Annotated in this window: 19 protein-coding genes; 1 reads left to right on the top strand and 18 read right to left on the bottom strand. The window is 45.9% G+C overall.

The genetic code is table 11. The features are described 5' to 3' along the window. Positions 1–12 precede the first annotated feature (12 nt). The 6 genes from galU to MHI37_RS08240 all read right to left on the bottom strand — a co-directional run bounded on the left by galU (position 13) and on the right by MHI37_RS08240 (position 7190). On the bottom strand, positions 13–894 hold the full coding sequence (gene galU / locus MHI37_RS08265; protein ID WP_076336197.1) for a UTP--glucose-1-phosphate uridylyltransferase GalU: 882 nt from the start codon (positions 892–894) through the stop codon (positions 13–15). A 24-nt stretch (positions 895–918) separates the two neighbouring features. Beyond that, complete coding sequence (locus tag MHI37_RS08260) at positions 919–2745, bottom strand: nucleoside-diphosphate sugar epimerase/dehydratase (protein ID WP_076336198.1); 1827 nt, start codon at positions 2743–2745, stop codon at positions 919–921. 350 nt (positions 2746–3095) lie between these two features. Next, positions 3096–3725 carry a CpsD/CapB family tyrosine-protein kinase gene (locus tag MHI37_RS08255; RefSeq protein ID WP_179090177.1) on the bottom strand — a complete coding sequence of 210 codons (630 nt, stop codon included), beginning with the start codon at positions 3723–3725 and terminating at the stop codon, positions 3096–3098. A 25-nt stretch (positions 3726–3750) separates the two neighbouring features. Further along, complete coding sequence (locus tag MHI37_RS08250) at positions 3751–4500, bottom strand: Wzz/FepE/Etk N-terminal domain-containing protein (RefSeq protein WP_083676174.1); 750 nt, start codon at positions 4498–4500, stop codon at positions 3751–3753. Positions 4501–4600: 100 nt separating this feature from the next. Then, positions 4601–5011 (bottom strand): helix-turn-helix domain-containing protein, encoded by a 411-nt coding sequence (locus MHI37_RS08245; protein WP_076336200.1) that lies wholly within the window; start codon positions 5009–5011, stop codon positions 4601–4603. Between the two features lie 202 nt (positions 5012–5213). Further along, positions 5214–7190, bottom strand: a complete 1977-nt coding sequence (locus MHI37_RS08240) for a beta-galactosidase trimerization domain-containing protein (RefSeq protein WP_076336201.1) — start codon at positions 7188–7190, stop codon at positions 5214–5216. A gap of 168 nt (positions 7191–7358) precedes the next feature. On the opposite strand from MHI37_RS08240, the gene MHI37_RS08235 reads away from it, so the two are divergent. Next, complete coding sequence (locus MHI37_RS08235; RefSeq protein WP_076336202.1) at positions 7359–8237, top strand: AraC family transcriptional regulator; 879 nt, start codon at positions 7359–7361, stop codon at positions 8235–8237. 84 nt (positions 8238–8321) lie between these two features. Here the strand turns inward: MHI37_RS08235 and MHI37_RS08230 are convergent, their stop codons facing one another. The 12 genes from MHI37_RS08230 to MHI37_RS08175 all read right to left on the bottom strand — a co-directional run bounded on the left by MHI37_RS08230 (position 8322) and on the right by MHI37_RS08175 (position 19175). After that, the gene (locus MHI37_RS08230) at positions 8322–9188 is read right to left on the bottom strand and encodes a 5'-3' exonuclease H3TH domain-containing protein (protein ID WP_179090178.1); all 867 of its coding nucleotides are present in this window, start codon (positions 9186–9188) and stop codon (positions 8322–8324) included. A 44-nt stretch (positions 9189–9232) separates the two neighbouring features. Further along, positions 9233–10438 (bottom strand): aminotransferase class I/II-fold pyridoxal phosphate-dependent enzyme, encoded by a 1206-nt coding sequence (locus tag MHI37_RS08225; protein WP_076336204.1) that lies wholly within the window; start codon positions 10436–10438, stop codon positions 9233–9235. 8 nt (positions 10439–10446) lie between these two features. Then, positions 10447–10827, bottom strand: coding sequence for an arsenate reductase family protein (locus tag MHI37_RS08220; protein WP_076336205.1), 381 nt, complete (start codon positions 10825–10827; stop codon positions 10447–10449). A gap of 25 nt (positions 10828–10852) precedes the next feature. Beyond that, positions 10853–11809 carry an RluA family pseudouridine synthase gene (locus MHI37_RS08215; RefSeq protein WP_076336206.1) on the bottom strand — a complete coding sequence of 319 codons (957 nt, stop codon included), beginning with the start codon at positions 11807–11809 and terminating at the stop codon, positions 10853–10855. Further along, a complete protein-coding gene (locus tag MHI37_RS08210; protein WP_076336207.1) occupies positions 11809–12381 on the bottom strand; it encodes a cob(I)yrinic acid a,c-diamide adenosyltransferase in 573 nt (190 codons plus the stop codon). The genes MHI37_RS08215 and MHI37_RS08210 overlap by 1 nt, the downstream gene beginning before the upstream one ends. Positions 12382–12485: 104 nt before the next feature. Further along, complete coding sequence (locus tag MHI37_RS08205) at positions 12486–13706, bottom strand: aminotransferase class I/II-fold pyridoxal phosphate-dependent enzyme (protein WP_076336208.1); 1221 nt, start codon at positions 13704–13706, stop codon at positions 12486–12488. Positions 13707–13722: 16 nt separating this feature from the next. Continuing rightward, positions 13723–14214, bottom strand: a complete 492-nt coding sequence (locus MHI37_RS08200) for an Lrp/AsnC family transcriptional regulator (RefSeq protein ID WP_076336209.1) — start codon at positions 14212–14214, stop codon at positions 13723–13725. A 452-nt stretch (positions 14215–14666) separates the two neighbouring features. Beyond that, complete coding sequence (locus tag MHI37_RS08195; RefSeq protein WP_076336210.1) at positions 14667–15071, bottom strand: spore coat protein; 405 nt, start codon at positions 15069–15071, stop codon at positions 14667–14669. 38 nt (positions 15072–15109) lie between these two features. Next, positions 15110–15334, bottom strand: coding sequence for a hypothetical protein (locus MHI37_RS08190; RefSeq protein ID WP_083676175.1), 225 nt, complete (start codon positions 15332–15334; stop codon positions 15110–15112). A gap of 87 nt (positions 15335–15421) precedes the next feature. Continuing rightward, complete coding sequence (locus MHI37_RS08185) at positions 15422–16597, bottom strand: Ger(x)C family spore germination protein (RefSeq protein ID WP_076336211.1); 1176 nt, start codon at positions 16595–16597, stop codon at positions 15422–15424. After that, entirely contained in the window at positions 16597–18051 is a 1455-nt protein-coding gene (locus MHI37_RS08180; protein ID WP_076336212.1) for a spore germination protein, read from the bottom strand. The genes MHI37_RS08185 and MHI37_RS08180 overlap by 1 nt, the downstream gene beginning before the upstream one ends. Further along, a complete protein-coding gene (locus tag MHI37_RS08175; RefSeq protein ID WP_076336213.1) occupies positions 18051–19175 on the bottom strand; it encodes an endospore germination permease in 1125 nt (374 codons plus the stop codon). The genes MHI37_RS08180 and MHI37_RS08175 overlap by 1 nt, the downstream gene beginning before the upstream one ends. Between the last annotated feature and the right edge of the window lie 134 nt (positions 19176–19309).

The following is a 19309-nucleotide window of genomic DNA, read 5'->3' as shown; positions in this document are numbered from 1 at the left end:
CCTAAACTAGCATTATTTTCTAGCAGCCTCTCTTTCAACCGTTCGTGATAAATAATCCAACAGCTCATAGCGCAGATCCTCACGCTGAAGCGCAAATTCAACCGTCGTCTGTATAAAGCCCATCTTCTCGCCTACGTCATAACGCTTGCCCTCGAATTCATAGGCATATACCGCTTCCGATAAATTCAAGGCAGCAATAGCGTCCGTCAATTGGATTTCTCCGCCTGCTCCCGGCATCTGCTTGCCCAAAATATCGAAAATAGCCGGATTCAAAATATAACGTCCCATAATCGCCATATTGGAGGGTGCCTCTTCTCTCGAGGGCTTTTCGACCAAATGGCGAACGCGGTGGAATGATTCCTCCATTGGCGCGCCATCGACGATCCCATACCGGGAAACTGCCTCATCCGCCACGCGCTGCACACCTATGATAGAGGTATGATATTCCTCATATTTTTCAATCATCTGTCTGATGCACGGCTTCTCGGCTGAGATGATATCATCACCCAGCAGTACAGCGAAGGGCTCGTTCCCTATGAACTTGCGAGCACACCATATCGCATGTCCAAGACCTTTCGGCTCCTTCTGGCGAATATAATGAATATCAACCATATCAGCCGATTTGCGAACCTCGCTCAGCAATTCAAATTTATGCTTAGCTGTCAAAATTTGCTCAAGCTCCAGTGAATTATCAAAATGATCCTCAATCGCCCGTTTTCCTTTACCCGTGACAATAATAATATCCTCAATACCAGACTCTATCGCTTCCTCCACGATATACTGAATCGTTGGCTTATCTACAATGGGAAGCATTTCCTTCGGCATAGCTTTTGTTGCAGGGAGAAATCTGGTGCCGAGTCCTGCGGCAGGTATAATCGCTTTTCTAACTTTCATCGTGTTAGCAACTCCTTCATCAATTTAGCCTGTTACAGATACGAAATCCGGAACTTCCACTACGTTATTCGCCAAATCCAGCAGCTTAATTCGCAGTTCTGCTTTGCTCATTCCACCGTGGAGCGCGATAATTTCTTCAATTTGTTCAAAATAAATCTCAAAGGACTTTCCAATATAAATTTTCGGATAAACCTGCTGCTCATCCATTTCATTCGCCTTGAGCATTTCCTCAAACAGCTTCTCTCCTGGCCGGATACCCGTGTACTGAATGCCAATTTCCTCGACCGTATAGCCTGACATTCGAATCACATTTTGCGCAAGATCTGTGATTTTGACAGGATCGCCCATATCGAGCACGAATATTTCGCCGCCCTTGGCGAGTGCGCCAGCTTGAATCACGAGCCTCGAAGCCTCTGGTATCGTCATAAAATAACGAACCATGTCGGGATGTGTTACCGTTACGGGGCCGCCCTTCTCAATTTGTTTTTTGAACAGCGGAATAACGCTTCCCCTGCTGCCTAGAACATTGCCGAAACGAACCGCAACAAACTTCGTATTGCTTATTCGGTCCATATGTTGGATAACCATTTCTGCAATACGTTTAGTCGATCCCATCACACTTGTCGGATTAACCGCCTTATCCGTTGAGATCATTACGAATGTGTCGACACGCGCTTGGCTTGCCGCTTTGGCTGCATTCATCGTGCCCAGCACATTGTTTTTGAACGCTTCCTCTGGATTTCGCTCCATTAAGGGAACATGCTTATGAGCAGCCGCATGATAGACCACCTGAGGACGATGGGCCAGCATAACCGCCATCATTTTGTTCGCATCCTGCAAGTCGGCTATTTCGGTTATGAACTCGATTTGAGTATGGCCATACAGCTCCTTCAGCTCCATCTCGATGGAATAGATGCTGTTCTCCCCATGACCAAGCAAAATAAGCTTCTCCGGTAAAAAACGAGAAACCTGCCGGCAAACCTCTGAACCAATCGAGCCGCCTGCACCGGTTACCATAACGACCTTCTGAGTGACATAGCCTGAGATACTCTCGATATCCAGCTCAACGGGCTCGCGGCCTAGCAAATCCTCTACCTGAACGTCACGGAATTGACTCACTGAAACTCTCCCCGTAGCCAAATCCTCAAGCATCGGAATAATTTGCGTTTTCGCCTTCGTTTTCGCGCATTCGCCAAAAATCGTATTCAGCTGCTTCTTGCTAAGCGATGGAATCGCGATGACAATATTATGTATATCCTTATCAAGCGCTAGTTTTGCAATACTAGACACGCCTCCGCTGACCGGTATCCCCATAATATCTAGATTATGCTTATGGATATCGTCGTCTATAAAAGCGATTGGCAGCAGCTCCGTATCGCTGTTGTTAAGCAGCTGCCGCGCAAGCATCGTGCCCGCTGAGCCGGCCCCTACGATTAAAGTTCTTTTTTGCTGACCATCATGCTTGCTGTAGCGGCCTCTAAATATTCTCCAGCAAAGTCTGGAGCCGCCAATAAGCAGCATATGAATCATCCACGTTACCGCAAGCAGCCGGAAAAAGACGTCCTTCATGACCAGCTGCTGAATAATTGCAGCAGCAAAGATAGAGAAGGATACTGCCTTTGTGATGATGATAAGCTCACCCACGCTTGCATATTCCCACGCCTTCTTATAGAGCTTGTAATAGAAGGAAAAAAAATGATGGCTGAGTAATAATGTAATGGAGCTGATTACAATCGGTATCGTTACTACATCTAGCGAAGCGCTTAGTAAGAGCCTGCTGAAGAAGATCGCTGTTAGCACAATAAAAGAATCCATCAAAATTAATAAAGAAAATCTTTGCCGATACGTCAATCCTGGTCACCCTTTCCTAAAAACATCAAAATAAATACCAATGCCAGCTTTAACTTATGAAAATTCATTCCGTGGGTGGCTGAAACACCATTTAGAGTGTTTCACCATGAGGCTTTCCACAAAGCCTGATAGTGAAACCTTCCAACGTAAAATCAAGGGCATTCAACCCCTCCTCACACCACACTCCTGACGACTCGCGTCTAAGGCTTTTGATCACCCACAGCATGGCCGAGTGCCTCCATTGATAACGGTTAGGAGACATTACCGAACGGAATCGTCTGTATCCGTCGTCGTTTGTACTTTATAGAGAACGAAAATTCCGTAAAAAAAGCGCTATCCGATTATGATCATCAAACGCTTTTCTTATTAAGTATGACGCCCAAAATATTGGCTTTGGCAAACAGCAAGGTGCGTTTTGCTTCTACAGCATGCTCTTGCTGCGTCTTTCCACTTTTAAGCAGCAGTAGCACGCCATCGCATTTGCTGGCAAGCGCGTTTGTGTCGGGCACACCAAGCACCTGCGGGCAATCAAGCAGGACCATATCATATTTCTCGTAAGCAAATGCCATAACATCGTCCATCAGTGGTGAATCCAGCAGCTCTGTCGAATTATAAAGCCGCTGTCCGCTCGGCAAAATATCCAAACCTTCGATCTCCGTATTATAAATGGCCTCGCGAATTTCAAGCTGCTGGCCAAGTATATTCGACAGTCCTGGCGAGGTTTGTACATTGAAAATTTTATTTATAATTGGATTTCTAAAATTGACATCGATAATGAGTACACGATCCCCGCGCTGCGCCATACAAACTGCCAGATTAACGGTTGTCGTCGATTTGCCTTCTCCCTCAGAGGGCGATGTAACGAGCAATGAGCGGACCTTGCTGCCATTTGCGGCATAATGAATATTGTTGCGAATTGTCCGATATTGCTCTGAAATATCACCATGAGGATGAATATACGCTAGCAAGCTTTTATTCACGTAAGATTTTGACGCCTTTTTCCGTTCATGAACCAATGGTCTCACCCCGCACTAAAATGCTCTTTTGTTTCTTTAAATGTCTCGCATAATCTTTTTTCTTCATTTGAGACACATCGCCAAGCACCGTTAAACCAAGTACATCCTCAATCTGACGATCTGATTTGATCGAATCATCGAGAGAATCCAACAGAAATATGAAAGCTAAGCTCAAAATAAGTCCTAGTATGAAGCCTACGAAAACAATAGTATTGCTTTTTTCATTAATAGAGTTAGGATTTTCTTGTGCAGTTGTTAAAACCTGAATATTCGTAATGCCCAGAATTTGGGCTGCCGCCTTTTTATAGGCGTCAACAGCAGTGTTCACGATATCAGCCGCAAGCTTTGAATCGCTATCTACCACAGATATGACTGTTACTAATGTGCCATCCACACTATCTACCCTAAACTGGCTTCTGAGCTGTGCAGCAGATCGATTAAGCTGCAAAGCCTCGATGACTTCATTCATCACGATCGGCTCTCGAAACAGTACTCTTACCGTTCCCATCATATCTGCGGTAGTTGCAATGATCACTCGTGCAGATGAAGAATACATTGGTGTTTCAGGTCTGGAATTGTACAAGCCTGCGAGAATGGTTAAAGATATCGTAATCAGTAAAACCATCCATACACGTTTGCGAATCGTTACATACAAAGCCTTAAGATTTATTTCTTTGACCATCCTGCTTTCCTTTTCGCTGCGTATCGTCTGCAGCTCTTCCCCTCGTGAACCTTCCATTACACACCTGCTTACTATGTTTGTTATAAAGAACAATAACACAATATTAGTTCTTTATATAGAACATGTCAAGACACTTTTTCGTTTTTTTCATTCAGCATCAATTATCGATATGTAGAATGATAATATTTGATGAATTCTTTTGATCGCTGGAGTAGCCATTTGTATTCGCTCGACCGTTCTTCCATATATTAGAACGAATCAAGTCCTTTAATGCCTGGAAATCACCTTTACTCATCCCCTCTTCCACTGCTTCTTTAATAATAGAGCGCCATTCCTCATCAAGTGTTTCATCAGCATGAATTTTCGGTAAATGCTCTTCTCCGAGCAAGTATTCAATGTTAGAATCCAATGGAGCCGCTATTTTCGCCATTACCTGGAGAGAAGGGTTATTCTGCATATTTCTTTCAATGTAGCTTAAGTAGGACTTGGATACGCCTGCTAGGTCGGCAAGCTTCGTTATCGAATAGCCCTTTTTTTCCCGTAGACTCTTAATCCGTTCCCCAATCATAAAATTCTCCTTCAGTCAGTTTAGATCCTAACGTCAATCTTCACGCTAGTATGAAAAGAGGAAATGCGTTATAACAGACAATAAATCTATTGTAGTTCTTTAAAAAGAACAGGTCAATACCCTTCTTCGCATCGCAGAAAAAAAACAGGCTGCATAAGATCAACAGCCTGTCATAGAAATTATCGTTATATGCCTTGCTCAATTAATCGAACTGTAACACTACCATTTGATGACACTCTAATACAGGTAGCGTGTAAGTAACAAGACCCTCCTGCTGAGCAAAACCAAGGCTTTCCATCTGAGGAGCCAAATATACACGTTGGACATTGGAAGGGACACGCACTGAAACCGTTGTATTGTACACCGGCAAAATGTCTTCAATGACTTCGATATGTTGACCGCGCTTGACTGGTGAAGCATATAACAAATGATTGATCCAGCGTCGTTCTTGCTTCTGCTGCTGAAGCGTTACGATTCCTTGAGCGGGTAGGCTGGTACTCAGGGTTTGATTAGGCAGGAGTCGCTTCAGTGCAAACAGAGCTGCCTCTTTTAATACTAAACTCCCATAGGTCGCATATTCTTCAAACAGATTCCATGCCATGTAGATCCCATCTGGCCCCTCCACCATTGCAGGACCAGCTGGCTCAGGACGGTTCGGCGTGTGCTGATGAGAACAGAAGGTGAAGATATCACGGTTGAAATAAGAATCCTCGCTAACCCCAAGTACGGTGCCGCCAGCAGCCCCCACCCGCTGACCTTCGGAGTAAATGACATTTGCAGTAGGCGAGAGTGTATTCAAAGAAACATCCGGGCGGAAATAGTGCGGCTTGTACGGGTTGCTTCCCAACCACTTAACACCCAAGTCCAGCACGAATGCCGATGCTTCCTCGTTCAATCCAGACATTCCCGTTGCTAAAATTTTACCTCCTGCCGCAACGAAATGCTGAAGTTTGCTCGCAAGCTTGCCGGTAACCTTCACATAATCAGGGAGGATCAACACTTGATAGGCATGAAAATCCGCATCCAAATCCACGACATCAAATAACATGTTTCCTTCGAGTAAAATCCTAACAGCACCCGCATCAGACAACGAGGTTCGTGGTTTTTCAGTATCTGCGCTCCCATGAGAATCTACTGCTTCGAGCGTCAGTAAAGCGACATCGGCTACATTGGAAGTATCGGAACACCAAGCTTCCTTAGCTTCCACTTCCGCATAGGCTCTTCCAATTAATTCATAAGTCGCTGTATCCATTAGACCGAGTGGATGAAGTTGATCGCCAATCGAACAGCGCGCTCCATTCGCCAAGCTAAGTGATGCTTCGTATCGAAGTGCATTGGGATGCTTAAATCCCCCAAATTCTCCCCAGGAAGTATGGAACTTTCCGGTCATGCCAAGGAACTCCATACCAAGTGTCTGCGCATATCGAGCCGATAATGGAAAATGATCATAGCCCCAACCTCCCGTCGGCAACGATTCCACCTCCAAATGGGAGTTCATCTGTGCCAAATCTCTACGGCCACGCGTAATGTGACCACCATTGTGAAAGACAGGAAGACCAGGCTTAAAGCTATCTACAGCTTCACGCATACGCTGCGTGTAATTCCGATAAGTATCCTCCCATAATATCTTCATGGCCTGCAAATCCCTTGGATCTTGCCCCCTTGTGCGGATGGATGTCACACAGTTATGACAGTAGCATTCTCTAACTCCCACAATATCAAGAAATATGCCGTCTGCGTCATAAGACCGGACAACTTCTTTCACTTGTTCCGTCAAAATTTCTAAATAAGGGGAATTGAAGCAAAATTGATGGTAGCCAGGTGACATGAATCCGCTAACCCAGTTCGTTCGATCTTGTTGATCACGAATCAACCACTCCGGATGTATGCGGGCCAGTTTCTCGTCCAAGCCAGCAGAGAGATAGACTGGCGTTTTCACGTCAATTTCATGTGCGGCAGCTATCATCTCGCCTAATAGATCGAAGCTTAGATGTGGATGAATCTCATTCGCTTGACTCGGATGGTAAGCCCAGCCGTGATGACATTTCGAGAAAACGGTAATGGAATCCACATGGCCTGCTTGCAGCATATCCTGAAACTGCTTCTTATTGAATTCGCTTCCAATTCTTTGGATGGCTTCTGAAGTATGAAAATCAAGATGAACCTGTCTAAACCTCATATTTGCATCCTCTTCTCTCCTAGAATACTTCTCATTCTGATCTTATCTAGAATGAGCTATTGTTCACAGATCCGATAGCGACCTAAAATAGCATAATAACGACTTTTGATGATAAAATGATTATGAATTGTTGGAGTTGTATTAGACGTCAATACAAGGAGCGTAAGGATGATAAGCCTAGAGCTGAGAATACCGCCACTTCCGCAATTTATTACAGTGGGACATGCCATATGGAAACCGGGAGACTGCCATTTCAAACGCAGTTTTAACGTATATGATGTTGTGTTCGTCAAAGAAGGAGCGCTATACCTATCTGAGGATGAATCGGAGTATGAAGTAGTTTCTGGGCAGATGTTAGTCTTGGAGCCTGGCAGGACACATCATGGATATCGTCGATGTGAGGTGAATACGGAAGTTTACTGGGTACATTTTATACATGAAATGCCTCTTCGATCTCTATCAGCCTCAGAAATCGAATGGTCTCGCCAATTAGTAAAGGGGACGATTCGAGACCTTGTTCCGATGGAGCAATTCATGTATCTTCCTAAGTATAGCGCTGTCGAAGGTCTGAATCTGTATCCCATTCTGGACGAGATGTGTGATATATTTCAGTCGAATGGACTCGCTCAAGCATTGCCTCTTCATATATTACTTTCACAGCTTTTTTATGAGCTCCAGAAATTGCTACGTGAACGTCCTCGAGCACGCTCGATCATATTGTGTGAGAGAATGCTGGACTATTTACGTCGAAACGCTATGAATGAGTTCCGTGCGAATCATCTAGAGGAGGAATTGCATTATCATTTCGATTACTTGTCTCGTTGCTTTCGCAAGCATACAGGAATGAGCCCGCTGCAGTATGTTCATCAAATAAAGCTGGAAAAGGCGAAGTCGCTGCTCGAGCAAACCGATCTCCCCATTCAAGTGGTAGGGGAGCAGTCCGGGTTGCCTGATACAAACTATTTCATTCGTTTATTTAAACAGAAGGTGGGAATGACCCCTAGAAAGTATAGAAACACTAAGCGAGATCAGTGCTTGAAGGTTTAATTTGAGGTTGAGCCAAAAAAGAGAGCTGTCTTTTAAGGAATATATCCCTATTAGACAACTCCCTTTATGCGCAAGCGACAACTCTTATCCAATAAGTTTAAGCAGGCTGTTAAATTCCAGCTCTACAAATTTTTCAGTTACCGTATCGCGATCGTAAGCCCAGCAACAGCCCTCAAGTGCAGCAGAAACGGGCACATCACAGCGAATCGTTGCTAAATCACGAGATAGATGGAGCATCTCCAGATCCGCTTCGATTTTTGCCCGAATAGTCTTAGATACCGCATCCAAATTAGCAAGCAAAGCTTCTATGGTACCATGCTCCTGAATTAGCTTATGCGCTGTTTTCTCGCCAATTCCCTTCACACCTGGATAATTATCAGCTGTGTCGCCCATAAGACCTTTAATATCTATAATTTGACTAGCAGTAAGCTGACGTTCTTCCATTAACGTCTCGGGAGTGTATACCATGTAATTCCCGATTCCCTTTTTCATTATCGCAACGGAGACACGCTCATCCACCAGCTGCAGCATATCATGATCGCCTGTCACGACAAATATTTGCGCTTGGTCCTTAAGAGCAGCTGCCAGCGTTCCGATGCAGTCATCTGCTTCATAGCCTACAATGCCAATATTCGGTACGCCAAAGCTGGCGACAACATCCTTCACAAGGTCAAACTGCGGAATCAAATCCTCAGGCGCAGCCGGTCGGTTTGATTTGTAACCGACATATTGCTCCGTACGAAATGTCGTACTGCCCATATCCCAGCAGCAGGCAACATGGGTTGGATTAAACGTGTTAATAGCGTCCATGAAATAACGCACAAAACCATGCACCGCGTTTACTGGAACACCCAAGCTCGTTTTACGAATGCTGCCTCCGAATGACGTTGCAAAATAAGCCCGAAATAATATAGCCATGCCATCAACCAAAAGCAATCGTTGTTCACTCATTATTACGTCACCCTCTCTTTCTTATTCTCCTCTTGATCTTTCATTTATGATCCGCGAATGAAGCTGCCTATCCGCTTAGCTGCTTCTACTAATCGCTCTTCGCTCTCTACGAGTGCAATTCGAACAAAGCCCTCGCCTTCCGTCCCGAAAGCTTCCCCGGGCACAACGACTACGCCGGTTTGACGCAGCATTTCCTGGGAAATTCGTCTCGATGTCCAAGGCTCCTCCAGCGACCACTGCATAGGAGGAAGCTGTGCCCAAATGAACATGGTCGCTTTCGGCTTGGCAATAGGCCAGCCTTCCTCTCGAAGCGCTTCAATAAACAAATCGCGCCGCTGCTCATAAAGTTTGCCCGCCTTCGGAAGCTCCGGATTTACGATTGCTTCTTCGAGTGCTGCGATGCCCGCTTCCTGAATCGGATCAAACACGCCGTAATCAATGTTTGCCTTCAACTCCCTCAGCGCACCTACTGCAGTCTGATTGCCAGCCAAAAATCCGATTCGGCAGCCAGCCATGTTGAAGCTCTTCGATAACGAATGAAATTCAACCGCTTGATCTATTGCCCCCGGCACCTCGAGAATGCTGACAGGCTCACAGCCGTCAAATCCCATTTCCGAATAAGCTAGATCATGGACAACTAATACTCCATGTTGACTAGCCTTCGCCAGCAGTCTTTCAAAAAATGCTAGATCTGCTACAGCAGAAATCGGATTATTCGGATAATTGAGCAAAATAAAGGAAGCTCTATCCCAATCTGCATCTGCGATCGCCTCTAAGTCGGGCATATAGCCGTTTTCTTCTCGCAGCGGCATCAGCACGGATTCCACACCTGCAAGCGCTAATGAGGCTGCATAAATAGGATATCCTGGATTCGGCAGCAAAGCCATATCGCCTGGGTCACAAAGCGCCATAGCCAGATGTGCTAAGCCATCCTGTGAGCCGAGCAATGTAACGATCTCGTTTGCAGCGTCCAGCTCTACGTTAAAGCGATGCTTCATCCATTTCGCAGCATGAAGTCGGAACGGCAATCCGCTTTTTGTCGCGGGATAAGCATACATATCCGAACGCAATGCGGCCTCGCTCAGCACCTGCCTAACCGCCGGCGACGGCGGTTGATCTGGACTTCCAATGCCAAGGTCGATGATATCCAGCCCTTGTTCCAGTGCTGCCAGCTTCCATGCTGCAACCTCGGCAAAAATTGAAGAGCCGAGCAGCGACAGCCGCTCCGACCTCCATTTCGTTTGCGTCATACGCTCGATCACCCTTTTCCGTTATTCCAAGCTTCCTCATACTGATCTTCCTTGTAGCCTACGGTTACCTTCTTGCCGTCAGTTACGATCGGCCGCTTAATGAGCATACCGTTAGACGCAAGCAGCGCATACTTCTCATCCTCTGACATCGCGGCTAGCTTGTCCTTCAAGCCAAGCTCTCTATATACGTCACCTGAGGTATTGAAAAACTTCTTCAGCTCCAAACCGCTGTTCGCAACGATAATCTTCAGCTCTTCCGCCGTAGGCGTATCCTCGACAATATGACGGGACTGAACGTCGTTTCCTTTGCTCTGCAACGATTTGAGAGCGGTTCTGCAAGTTCCGCATTTAGGATATTGTATCATGGTTAATTGCCGTTCCTTCGACATCGCTATTGATCCTCCGATTTCCATTTCATTGATTGAGTATTTCTTCTAGCCGTTCGAGCTCAGGCGGCAGGGCTGCCTGCCACTCTACCCATTGCTTTGTAATCGGGTGAGTAAAGCCAAGAATTTCGGCATGCAGCGCTTGTCTTCCGACTGCCGCCTCCCAAGCCTCTACCCCGCCATCCTCAGGGCCGTACATTTTATCGCCAATTAGCGGACAGCCGATATGCTGCATATGTACTCGAATTTGATGGGTGCGGCCCGTCTCAAGCTTCAAACGAACCGCTGCCCCAGTGCTGCCCGCAGCTGCCGATTTAAAGCTTAATAATTGCTCATAATGCGTCACTGATGGATAGCCCTGAGGGGTTACAATTCGAATATGCGGTTGATCGGGATTGCGATCAATCGGCGCATCAACTGTCCCTTTGTCTGGATCCGGATTGCCATATACATAAGCGCGATATAGCTTTAAAAAACCATTTGCCTGCATCTGCTCGGACAGCTGCTGATGCACGTAGGACGTTTTCGCGATCGCAACTAAGCCGGAGGTTTCCTCATCCAAGCGATGAACCGGCCTGAAACGTACCCGCTCACCCTGCTGCTGCCAATGATATACGACACCATTAGCAAGTGTACCCGTGTAATGACCATGCGTCGGATGAACAACCATCCCTGCCGGCTTGTTAACAATAAGGAGATCTTCATCCTCAAAAACAATTTGAATAGCAATAGGCTGAGGCAAAATGTCCACTGAAACCTCTCGTTCCATTCGCACCTCTATTCTATCGCCTGCGGATACAGGTGCTGTCGTATAGGAGCGAATACCGTTCACAAGCAGCCCATGCTCCGTCAGCTTCACCTGTGAGAGCAGCTTGCGCGAAACGCCAAGCTGCCGCTCTAGTACGGTTCGGACCTGCTTCCCATGCTCAGCCTCACTGACGATGGCAACTAACGGGCGGTAATAGCTTTGCTCTATATTCTCCATTATTTTTTTGGTTTGCGAAACACTTCTGCGCTTCGAATATATTCAGTATCCGGTACATTCAGCTTCGCATTGGCTGCTCTCGCCGCTGCGAAGAAAAAGTCAGACAAACGATTTAAGTACGCTTGCACCTCTGTATTGATCGGATGCTCGGCAGCAAGCGTGACTACCCGGCGCTCCGCACGGCGGCATACCGTTCTGCATACATGCAGCAATGCCGATATAGAGCTTCCTCCAGGCAAAATAAATCTAGTAATCTCCGGTGCCTCCGCACTATATTGATCAATCCAGCCCTCTAAACGAGCAGCCGGCAGCGCATTAATTTTTAGCGGGGCTCCCTGAGCGGCGTAAGCAAGATCCGAGCCGCAATCAAACAGCTCCTGTTGAATATCAACTAACCAGTCTGCCATTTCAGCAAGCTCAGCATGCTTAGCTGCTTCCGCAGCGGCCTGCCCGACAAAGCAATTTAATTCATCAATCGTACCATAGGCCTCAACTCGTGCATCATCCTTCCGTACACGTCCGCCAATTAAGGATGTTTGCCCGCTATCCCCAGTTCTCGTATATAATTTCATTTCTCCTCCGCCTCCCCTAATACCTAATCACTCTTCATCATGCAAACAGCAGGCCGGATAAGCTCCTGACCTGCTGCTGCTTTAGTTGAATAATTGCTCCGAAATTACCCCTGCTGCTTCAAACGATGAACGAAACCGCCAATTCGATCCAGCGCCTCCGTCAGATTCGTCACAGAGGTTGCATAGGAACAGCGCAGATGACCTTCGCCGCCAAGTCCAAATACATCACCAGGCACAGCCGCAACATTCGCTTCCTCAAGCAGCCGCTGCGCGAACTCCTCGCTTGTAAGGCCGGTAGAGGTTATGGATGGGAAAGCATAGAAGGCTCCTTCCGGCGCATGGCAATCGAGACCAATTTCCCGGAATCCCTTCACAACAAGGCGACGCCTTTGGTTATAAGCCTCTACCATCCGATCCTTTTCCTCCAAGCCATGCTGAAGTGCCTCCAAGGCTCCGTATTGAGCCATAATAGGCGCGCACATCACTGTAAATTGATGAATCTTCAGCATAGCTGCAATAAGCTCGGGATGACCGCAGGCGTAGCCCATCCGCCAGCCTGTCATTGCAAAAGCTTTCGAGAAGCCGCTCACCAGAATCGTGCGATCCTTCATGCCAGGCATAGCTGCAAAGCTAACATGCTTCGAATCGTATGTCAGCTCCGCATAGATTTCATCAGAAATGACGATCAGATCATTCTCTTCTACAAGCTTCGTTATCGGCAGCCAGTCCTCATACGTCATGATCGCGCCAGTTGGATTGCTTGGATAGCTAAGAACAAGCAGTTTGGACCTCGGCGTAATCACGGCTTGAATGGACTCCGCCTTCAGCTTAAAGCCATCCTGGGCAAAGGTTTCGATCCCTACAGGCTTGCCGCCAGTAAGTTCTGTAATGGGTGAATAAGAAATATAACAAGGCTCCGGAATTAATATCTCATCTCCCGGTGCAATAAAAGCCCGCAGCGCAAGATCAATGGCCTCGCTCCCGCCTACCGTTACTAAAATTTCATCTGCAGGATTGTATGCTACCGAAAACTGATCATTCAAATATTGACCGATCGCCTCGCGCAGCTCTGGCATGCCTGCATTGGACGTATACTGAGTTTTGCCCGTTTCCAAAGCATAGACTGCAGCTTCCCTCACATGCCACGGCGTGACAAAGTCGGGCTCGCCTACTCCAAGCGTAATGACATCCTTGCGTGTACTGACCAAATCAAAAAACCGACGGATTCCCGACGGTTTAATGCCCCGTACAAGCGGCGACAAATAATCAGCCATCGATTGGCGCTGCACAGGTGTGGAGGGTTGTATCTGTTCGTCTTTAATCATTGCCATCACCCTTTTTTCACGGCGAAACCATCAGCCGATGGTCACCTTCATGCTCTTCGAAGATAATGCCGTCTTGTTTGTATTTTTTCAAAATAAAAAATGTTTTCGTAGATAGAACCGCATCAATTGGAGATAATTTATTCGAAACAAAAGAGGCAACCTCTTTCAAGCTTTTACCTTCAACCTCAACGAGCAGATCATACGCGCCAGACATTAAGTAAACCGATTTTACTTCAGGATATAAGTAAATGCGCTCAGCGATTCCTTCGAATCCACGACCGCGTTCTGGTGTAATTTGAACTTCAATAAGTGCAGTTACCTTCTGATCATCAATCTTGCTCCAGTTTACAACGGTTGCGTATTTTACAATGATATGATCATTCTCAAGCTCAGCGATCGCTTGCTTTACTTCCTCTACTCCTACATCAAGCATGGTAGCAATTAACTCAGCATCCCTTCGCGCGTCTTCCTTCAGCAGCTCAAGCACTTTCAACTGTAATTCGGTCATTGTATAACTCCTTCCAGTACGACTGCGATTATTAAGATAAGTTTACAACTTTTTTGAATCCCGTGCAATCAAAGCCTATGTATGAACAAAATCACCCTTACGGGTGATTGGAATTCGCAGACAGATCCGCTCACACTTCTAACGGAAACTACAGACGCTAAATTGCCTTTATTTTTCGTTTCAAGCTTCTAACGGAAACACAGGCCTCTATTTGTACCTTACATGCACGATCTCGCTTCATTTCTGCGGAATAGCGTCTCTCTGTTCCGTTAAAATGTGACGCTAACCAAAAATACAACTTTAGCGTCGCTGGCTTCCGTTAGCTTTCGTTATCCGCTCTCCGGCTGCTCGCGCAGCATCGTTATCAACAGGTTCGGAAAATGCATAGTTTCCTATACAACAAGGTGAAACGGCTACTTTCTGTAATTAAAAAAAAAGACCCCGAAGGGTCTTTACATGTAATAGTGTTGTGAGCCCTGCGGTTGATTAGACTGCTGCTGCATGTTCGGCGTATACATCGTTTTATTTTGCTGCTGGCCAAGGTTTTGCTGTAAAAATTGATTCGTCTTTTGTTTGGTTTGCTGATATTGCTTCGCTTGCTTGTCAAGCTCTTGGCGCAGCGCTGGTGAAGATGTATTGTACATATTCGCTTGTTTCATCGCCTCGAACAGTTTGCCTTGCAGCGTAAGAGTACTGTCCATCAGCTTAGTAAACATTTGACGAATATCTGGACAAGTTGACTCCGTAGCCGCTGTCGCATACTCACGCACGACTCTTTTTAAATCGCACAAAATTGTGCTTACCAAATCTTCTTCTGTCAAAAACGATTGCTGCGACTGCTGTTGTTGTTGATACATTGCGGCTTACCTCCTATAGAATATAGTTGCAAATCAGGTTATTGCTGCGGCTGTGTTGGAGCCAGTTGCTGATGATGCGATATGGCATGCAATAAGGAATCATAATGCTGCTGATGTGTTTGCAGCATTTGTGTGCATAGGCTGCGGAGAGCAGGTGTTGTACCGGTAGCAATTACCGCTGAGCACTGTTTAATTAATAAATCCTCATTGGACATAGAGTCTGCAATGTACTCGAGCTCTTTTCCAGTCATTGGCTGAATCATATGGTCATCCTCCTCTTTATTTTAATCTCAAGCACATATTGATCCATTTTTTCGTGCCAAACGTATTATGTACTTCATTTCCTTTATTTATGTGTCTGTATTTAAATCAAAATTCCCGGTATGAATTAACCGAAAATGTGCTGTTATTTTGAGCTGTTCGGGCTTTGGAACCCAAGCCTTCCCTTTGCATTCCTCTTTCCAATAGGTCTGATAATACCGGTACAAATGATGCTCCAGCTCAAACAAGTCCATCCCTTTTGTTATACCTTTATGGAAAGTGTCCTCTATTTGCTTCTTTACCTGTGATTCAACTGATGCAGTAACATCCTCCTCTTTTATGAGACCCGCCATCTCAGCAACATTTCCAGTGAGGCTAAGCTTCAGCATAAATACGGGTTTCCCTTCTACAAAGCTGGTGTGAATACGGGCCTTCGATGAAGTCACAACAACCGTTGAGCTCCCTTCCGGCCCATCAGCCTTGAGTTGGAACTGCTTAAACTCAGGATTCACCCAGCGCATCCCAGTTGAATCAGACTCCTTTAGATAGCCCAGATAACGAAGCTCATTGAAAACAAATATTCCATCGATGAATTGGATTGGGATCGACTGTTTCTTCCTGGACCAATATTTATCATTTTCCGTCAAAGCTGGAAGTGTGGTAACCATCGCAGGCTCCTTCAACGTCTGTACAGCAAGCTGCATGAGATACGGGCGTATAAAGCTCCTTTGACTCTCCAGAGGACCGGGCATATACATAATGCTTTGAAGCGGAGATTGATCAAAGAACGTTTCTGTCGTAAAGATCTTCTCGATTGACGTCCGCGTTCCATAAATAAAAGCAGTATAACGCGATGTACGCTGGCGGTTTAATCCATCCAGAATTTCCGTCATCTTCCCCATCGCTCTTTCTTGTACGATAACTGTTTTCAGATGCTCAAGGCTTAGGATAGAATGGCCCGCGCGGGTCAAATCATGTAATGCCAGCAAAATAGAATCGCCACTAGCTTTCCCATTCCAGACAGGGTTTGGATCGGGCTGCAAAGTTTCAGTCTTAGCGACAAGACTAAATTTAATCAATTGTACGTAGATCTCAAAATGATCCTCCTTATAATCAATGCCAATTGCTGAAACATAGCTAACATCCTGCAAATTCACCTCATCCCAGCAGCCCTGCAGCAGCAATGATGAGCATAAGATTACACAAACGAGTAACGGCCATTTTATCCAATAGTTAACTTTTTTATGACGCTGTGCTGCAGTCATCACTTGCTCCTCCTGCCATCTTTTAACTTCCAAGGCATTTGAAAGATTGCAGGTATCAGCTGCTTGAAGCGCAGCGGTGCTAATGGCTCCAAATAGGATCTACCAAATGACTCCAATGTACACAGATAGATAATCACTGCAAAGGTTCCGACAAAGAATCCAAAAATGCCTAGTACAGAGGAGCAAATTAGAATTAAATATCGGATTACGCTTACCGAGCCGCTTAGAGATTGATTGACTAATGTGAAGGTAGACACTGCCGTAACCGCAGCCATTACCAGCATTGTCGGTGATGTCATGCCCGCACGAATTGCGGCATCACCGACAATTAATCCGCCTACGACAGACACGGTTTGTCCAACCGCTCTTGGCAGCCTGACGCCTGCCTCACGAAATAGCTCAAACATGGTAAGCATGAGAAACATCTCCATCGTTGCAGAAATAGGCAAGCCAATCCGTGAAATCGTAATCGTTGCGAGCAGTGAAAACGGAATTTGATCCGTATTGAAAGTCGAGAGCGCAATCCAAAAGCCTGGCAAACATAGCGAAAAAACAAGACCAACGAGCCTCAGCAGCCGCCCCAGCGACACATAATAATAGGGCAGGTGCGCATCCTCCGGTGACTTAATCAGCAGTAATAAATTCCCCGGTGCTATAATCGCTGAAGGAGAGCCGTCTAGTAGGATAGCTACCTTCCCTTGCAGCAGCGACTGAACGACGTAATCAGGCCTTCCAACATACTCAACTAACGGAAACAAGGATAGACGACGATCAGACAAGAGCTCCTCCAACTGGCTCCCTCCGCTCAGGGAAGGGATATCAATTTGATCAAGCCTCCTCCTAGCTTCAGCTACCAGCTCACTCGCGGCCTTGCCTTCCATATAAATAAGTGCGATTTCCGTCAGGGACTCGCTGCCGATTCTACTGTATTCCACATGCATATCTGGCGTTCTAAGCCGTTTGCGGACAAGCGCAACATTCGTTGCTAGAAGCTCAACAAAACCATCACGGGGCCCACGAATGGAAACCTCCATCGTCGATTCTTCGGGGTTCCTTCCAGGCTGATCGGCAATATCGAATTCGAACATACCTTCAAGATTCCCGAAGGATAGGATAACGCTTCCTGCAAACAAGCGGGCGTACAGGTTGCTGCCATTCCGTCCGCTATTCACCCTGCTGAATAGCATACTGGGCTTATGTATTTCTCCGTTCTCTACATTTGGGAAATTACGTAGCTGATTCGCCCATTTTTCAAGCTGCGGCAGCAAGCCGAGCTGCAATTGTTGATTGTCGATCAAGCCATCACAATAAAACATAATAACATCAACGGGACCGCCAACATCCAGTGTGAGCTTATATTCAATCACATCATGGCAATCCGCCAAGCTCAGTCTGAAACGCTCCAGCGACATATCATTCTGTTCCTGCTGTACTTTGCATTCGTCAAGATACATTACTGCTCTCCCTCCTCAGAACCAATAATCGCCTTTTTTTGGGTTCTCTCATTTTTTTTGTGAAATAAAGTAAACAACCACAAAATAGCGATAAGTATCATAACAATTACACCCGTATACAAAAAAAACAGATGCATGACTTCTTTTACCTGAACCATGCGATTGATGCCATACGCGGATACAACAAAAATAATCAAACCCAGAACCGCTGGTGAAATCCATTTTCTGCTTAAACGCTGCAGCGGCCCAAACTCAGACAAAATGTGGATGGAAATAGCGAGCCGTATTAACGCTCCTGACATCCACTGAAAAATAGCAAAAAAATCAACATGCTCAAAGTATTTCCCTACCATTACAAGGCGCCACTGAGTGAATGCGGGGTAACGCATTTTCGCAGCCTCGACGGGACCAAATTCTGAAATGGCTGCCATTACCGGTCCAATGGTGAGCAGCGACAAAAACAGGATAAGCACGATGAAATGCCAGCGCTTGAATTTGCCCTTTATATGATGCTGAATGAACATAAAGCCGAACAGCTCGCAGGACGAGGTCAGCGTATACAAGATGCCTTTAATCATCGGATTCGTGCCGTGCTCAAACATAGGCAGCAGATAGTGATAATCCTTGTGGGGCATGTTCGCCGACATGACGAAATCACCTAGAAAGACGACCATCGGTAATAAGATGCAGCTTACATAAGCGATTGTACGAAGCCCCGAAATCGATGCGAATAAACATAAGCCTAAAAATACCGCACAAACTACAACAGGTGGCGTCTTCGGCAAATAGGTCGTCGATGTCCAGGATGCCGTCAAAATGAGTGTTTCAAAGGCGATCAGCAATTGTACGAGCAAAAAAATACCGATCAGCAGCCATGCAATAAATTGTGGAAATCGCTGCTTAAACCATTGATCAATCGGCAAACCATTCATACGCTTCAAAATCCCAAATAAAGGGATTAAAGCCCACGGCAGAACAATAACCATTTCAAGGAGTACACAAATCCAGGCATCACGTTTCGCTGCATCCAGCAGCAAAGGTGCAACCAGAACATGGTTAACAAGCCCTACTGATAAAATCATCATAAACATAGCTGGTAGCATGCCAAATGGTTTTACTTTCATTTACCAATCACTTCCTTACAGAATAATGTTTCCAAAATCATTCTACTCAATGTATCCATCAACAAAAAAACTGTACTTACGCCTTATTGGCAGTAAGCACAGGTTTAATTTAATAGGGGATTTGGGAAATCCAA

The sequence above is a fragment of the Paenibacillus sp. FSL H8-0548 genome (assembly GCF_038630985.1).
In the GTDB taxonomy this organism is placed as follows: Bacteria; Bacillota; Bacilli; order Paenibacillales; family Paenibacillaceae; genus Pristimantibacillus.
Note: the sequence above shows the minus strand (reverse complement) of the source record. Positions and strands in the feature narration are given on the sequence as shown.

Coding starts and splice junctions, on each gene's coding strand:
- galU (WP_076336197.1), bottom strand. CDS start 894: ATGAAAGTTAGAAAAGCGATTATACCTGCCGCAGGACTCGGCACCAGA.
- MHI37_RS08250 (WP_083676174.1), bottom strand. CDS start 4,500: ATGGAAGGTTCACGAGGGGAAGAGCTGCAGACGATACGCAGCGAAAAG.
- MHI37_RS08245 (WP_076336200.1), bottom strand. CDS start 5,011: ATGATTGGGGAACGGATTAAGAGTCTACGGGAAAAAAAGGGCTATTCG.
- MHI37_RS08240 (WP_076336201.1), bottom strand. CDS start 7,190: ATGAGGTTTAGACAGGTTCATCTTGATTTTCATACTTCAGAAGCCATC.
- MHI37_RS08235 (WP_076336202.1), top strand. CDS start 7,359: ATGATAAGCCTAGAGCTGAGAATACCGCCACTTCCGCAATTTATTACA.
- MHI37_RS08230 (WP_179090178.1), bottom strand. CDS start 9,188: ATGAGTGAACAACGATTGCTTTTGGTTGATGGCATGGCTATATTATTT.
- MHI37_RS08225 (WP_076336204.1), bottom strand. CDS start 10,438: ATGACGCAAACGAAATGGAGGTCGGAGCGGCTGTCGCTGCTCGGCTCT.
- MHI37_RS08220 (WP_076336205.1), bottom strand. CDS start 10,827: ATGTCGAAGGAACGGCAATTAACCATGATACAATATCCTAAATGCGGA.
- MHI37_RS08215 (WP_076336206.1), bottom strand. CDS start 11,809: ATGGAGAATATAGAGCAAAGCTATTACCGCCCGTTAGTTGCCATCGTC.
- MHI37_RS08210 (WP_076336207.1), bottom strand. CDS start 12,381: ATGAAATTATATACGAGAACTGGGGATAGCGGGCAAACATCCTTAATT.
- MHI37_RS08205 (WP_076336208.1), bottom strand. CDS start 13,706: ATGATTAAAGACGAACAGATACAACCCTCCACACCTGTGCAGCGCCAA.
- MHI37_RS08200 (WP_076336209.1), bottom strand. CDS start 14,214: ATGACCGAATTACAGTTGAAAGTGCTTGAGCTGCTGAAGGAAGACGCG.
- MHI37_RS08195 (WP_076336210.1), bottom strand. CDS start 15,071: ATGTATCAACAACAACAGCAGTCGCAGCAATCGTTTTTGACAGAAGAA.
- MHI37_RS08190 (WP_083676175.1), bottom strand. CDS start 15,334: ATGATTCAGCCAATGACTGGAAAAGAGCTCGAGTACATTGCAGACTCT.
- MHI37_RS08185 (WP_076336211.1), bottom strand. CDS start 16,597: ATGACTGCAGCACAGCGTCATAAAAAAGTTAACTATTGGATAAAATGG.
- MHI37_RS08180 (WP_076336212.1), bottom strand. CDS start 18,051: ATGTATCTTGACGAATGCAAAGTACAGCAGGAACAGAATGATATGTCG.
- MHI37_RS08175 (WP_076336213.1), bottom strand. CDS start 19,175: ATGAAAGTAAAACCATTTGGCATGCTACCAGCTATGTTTATGATGATT.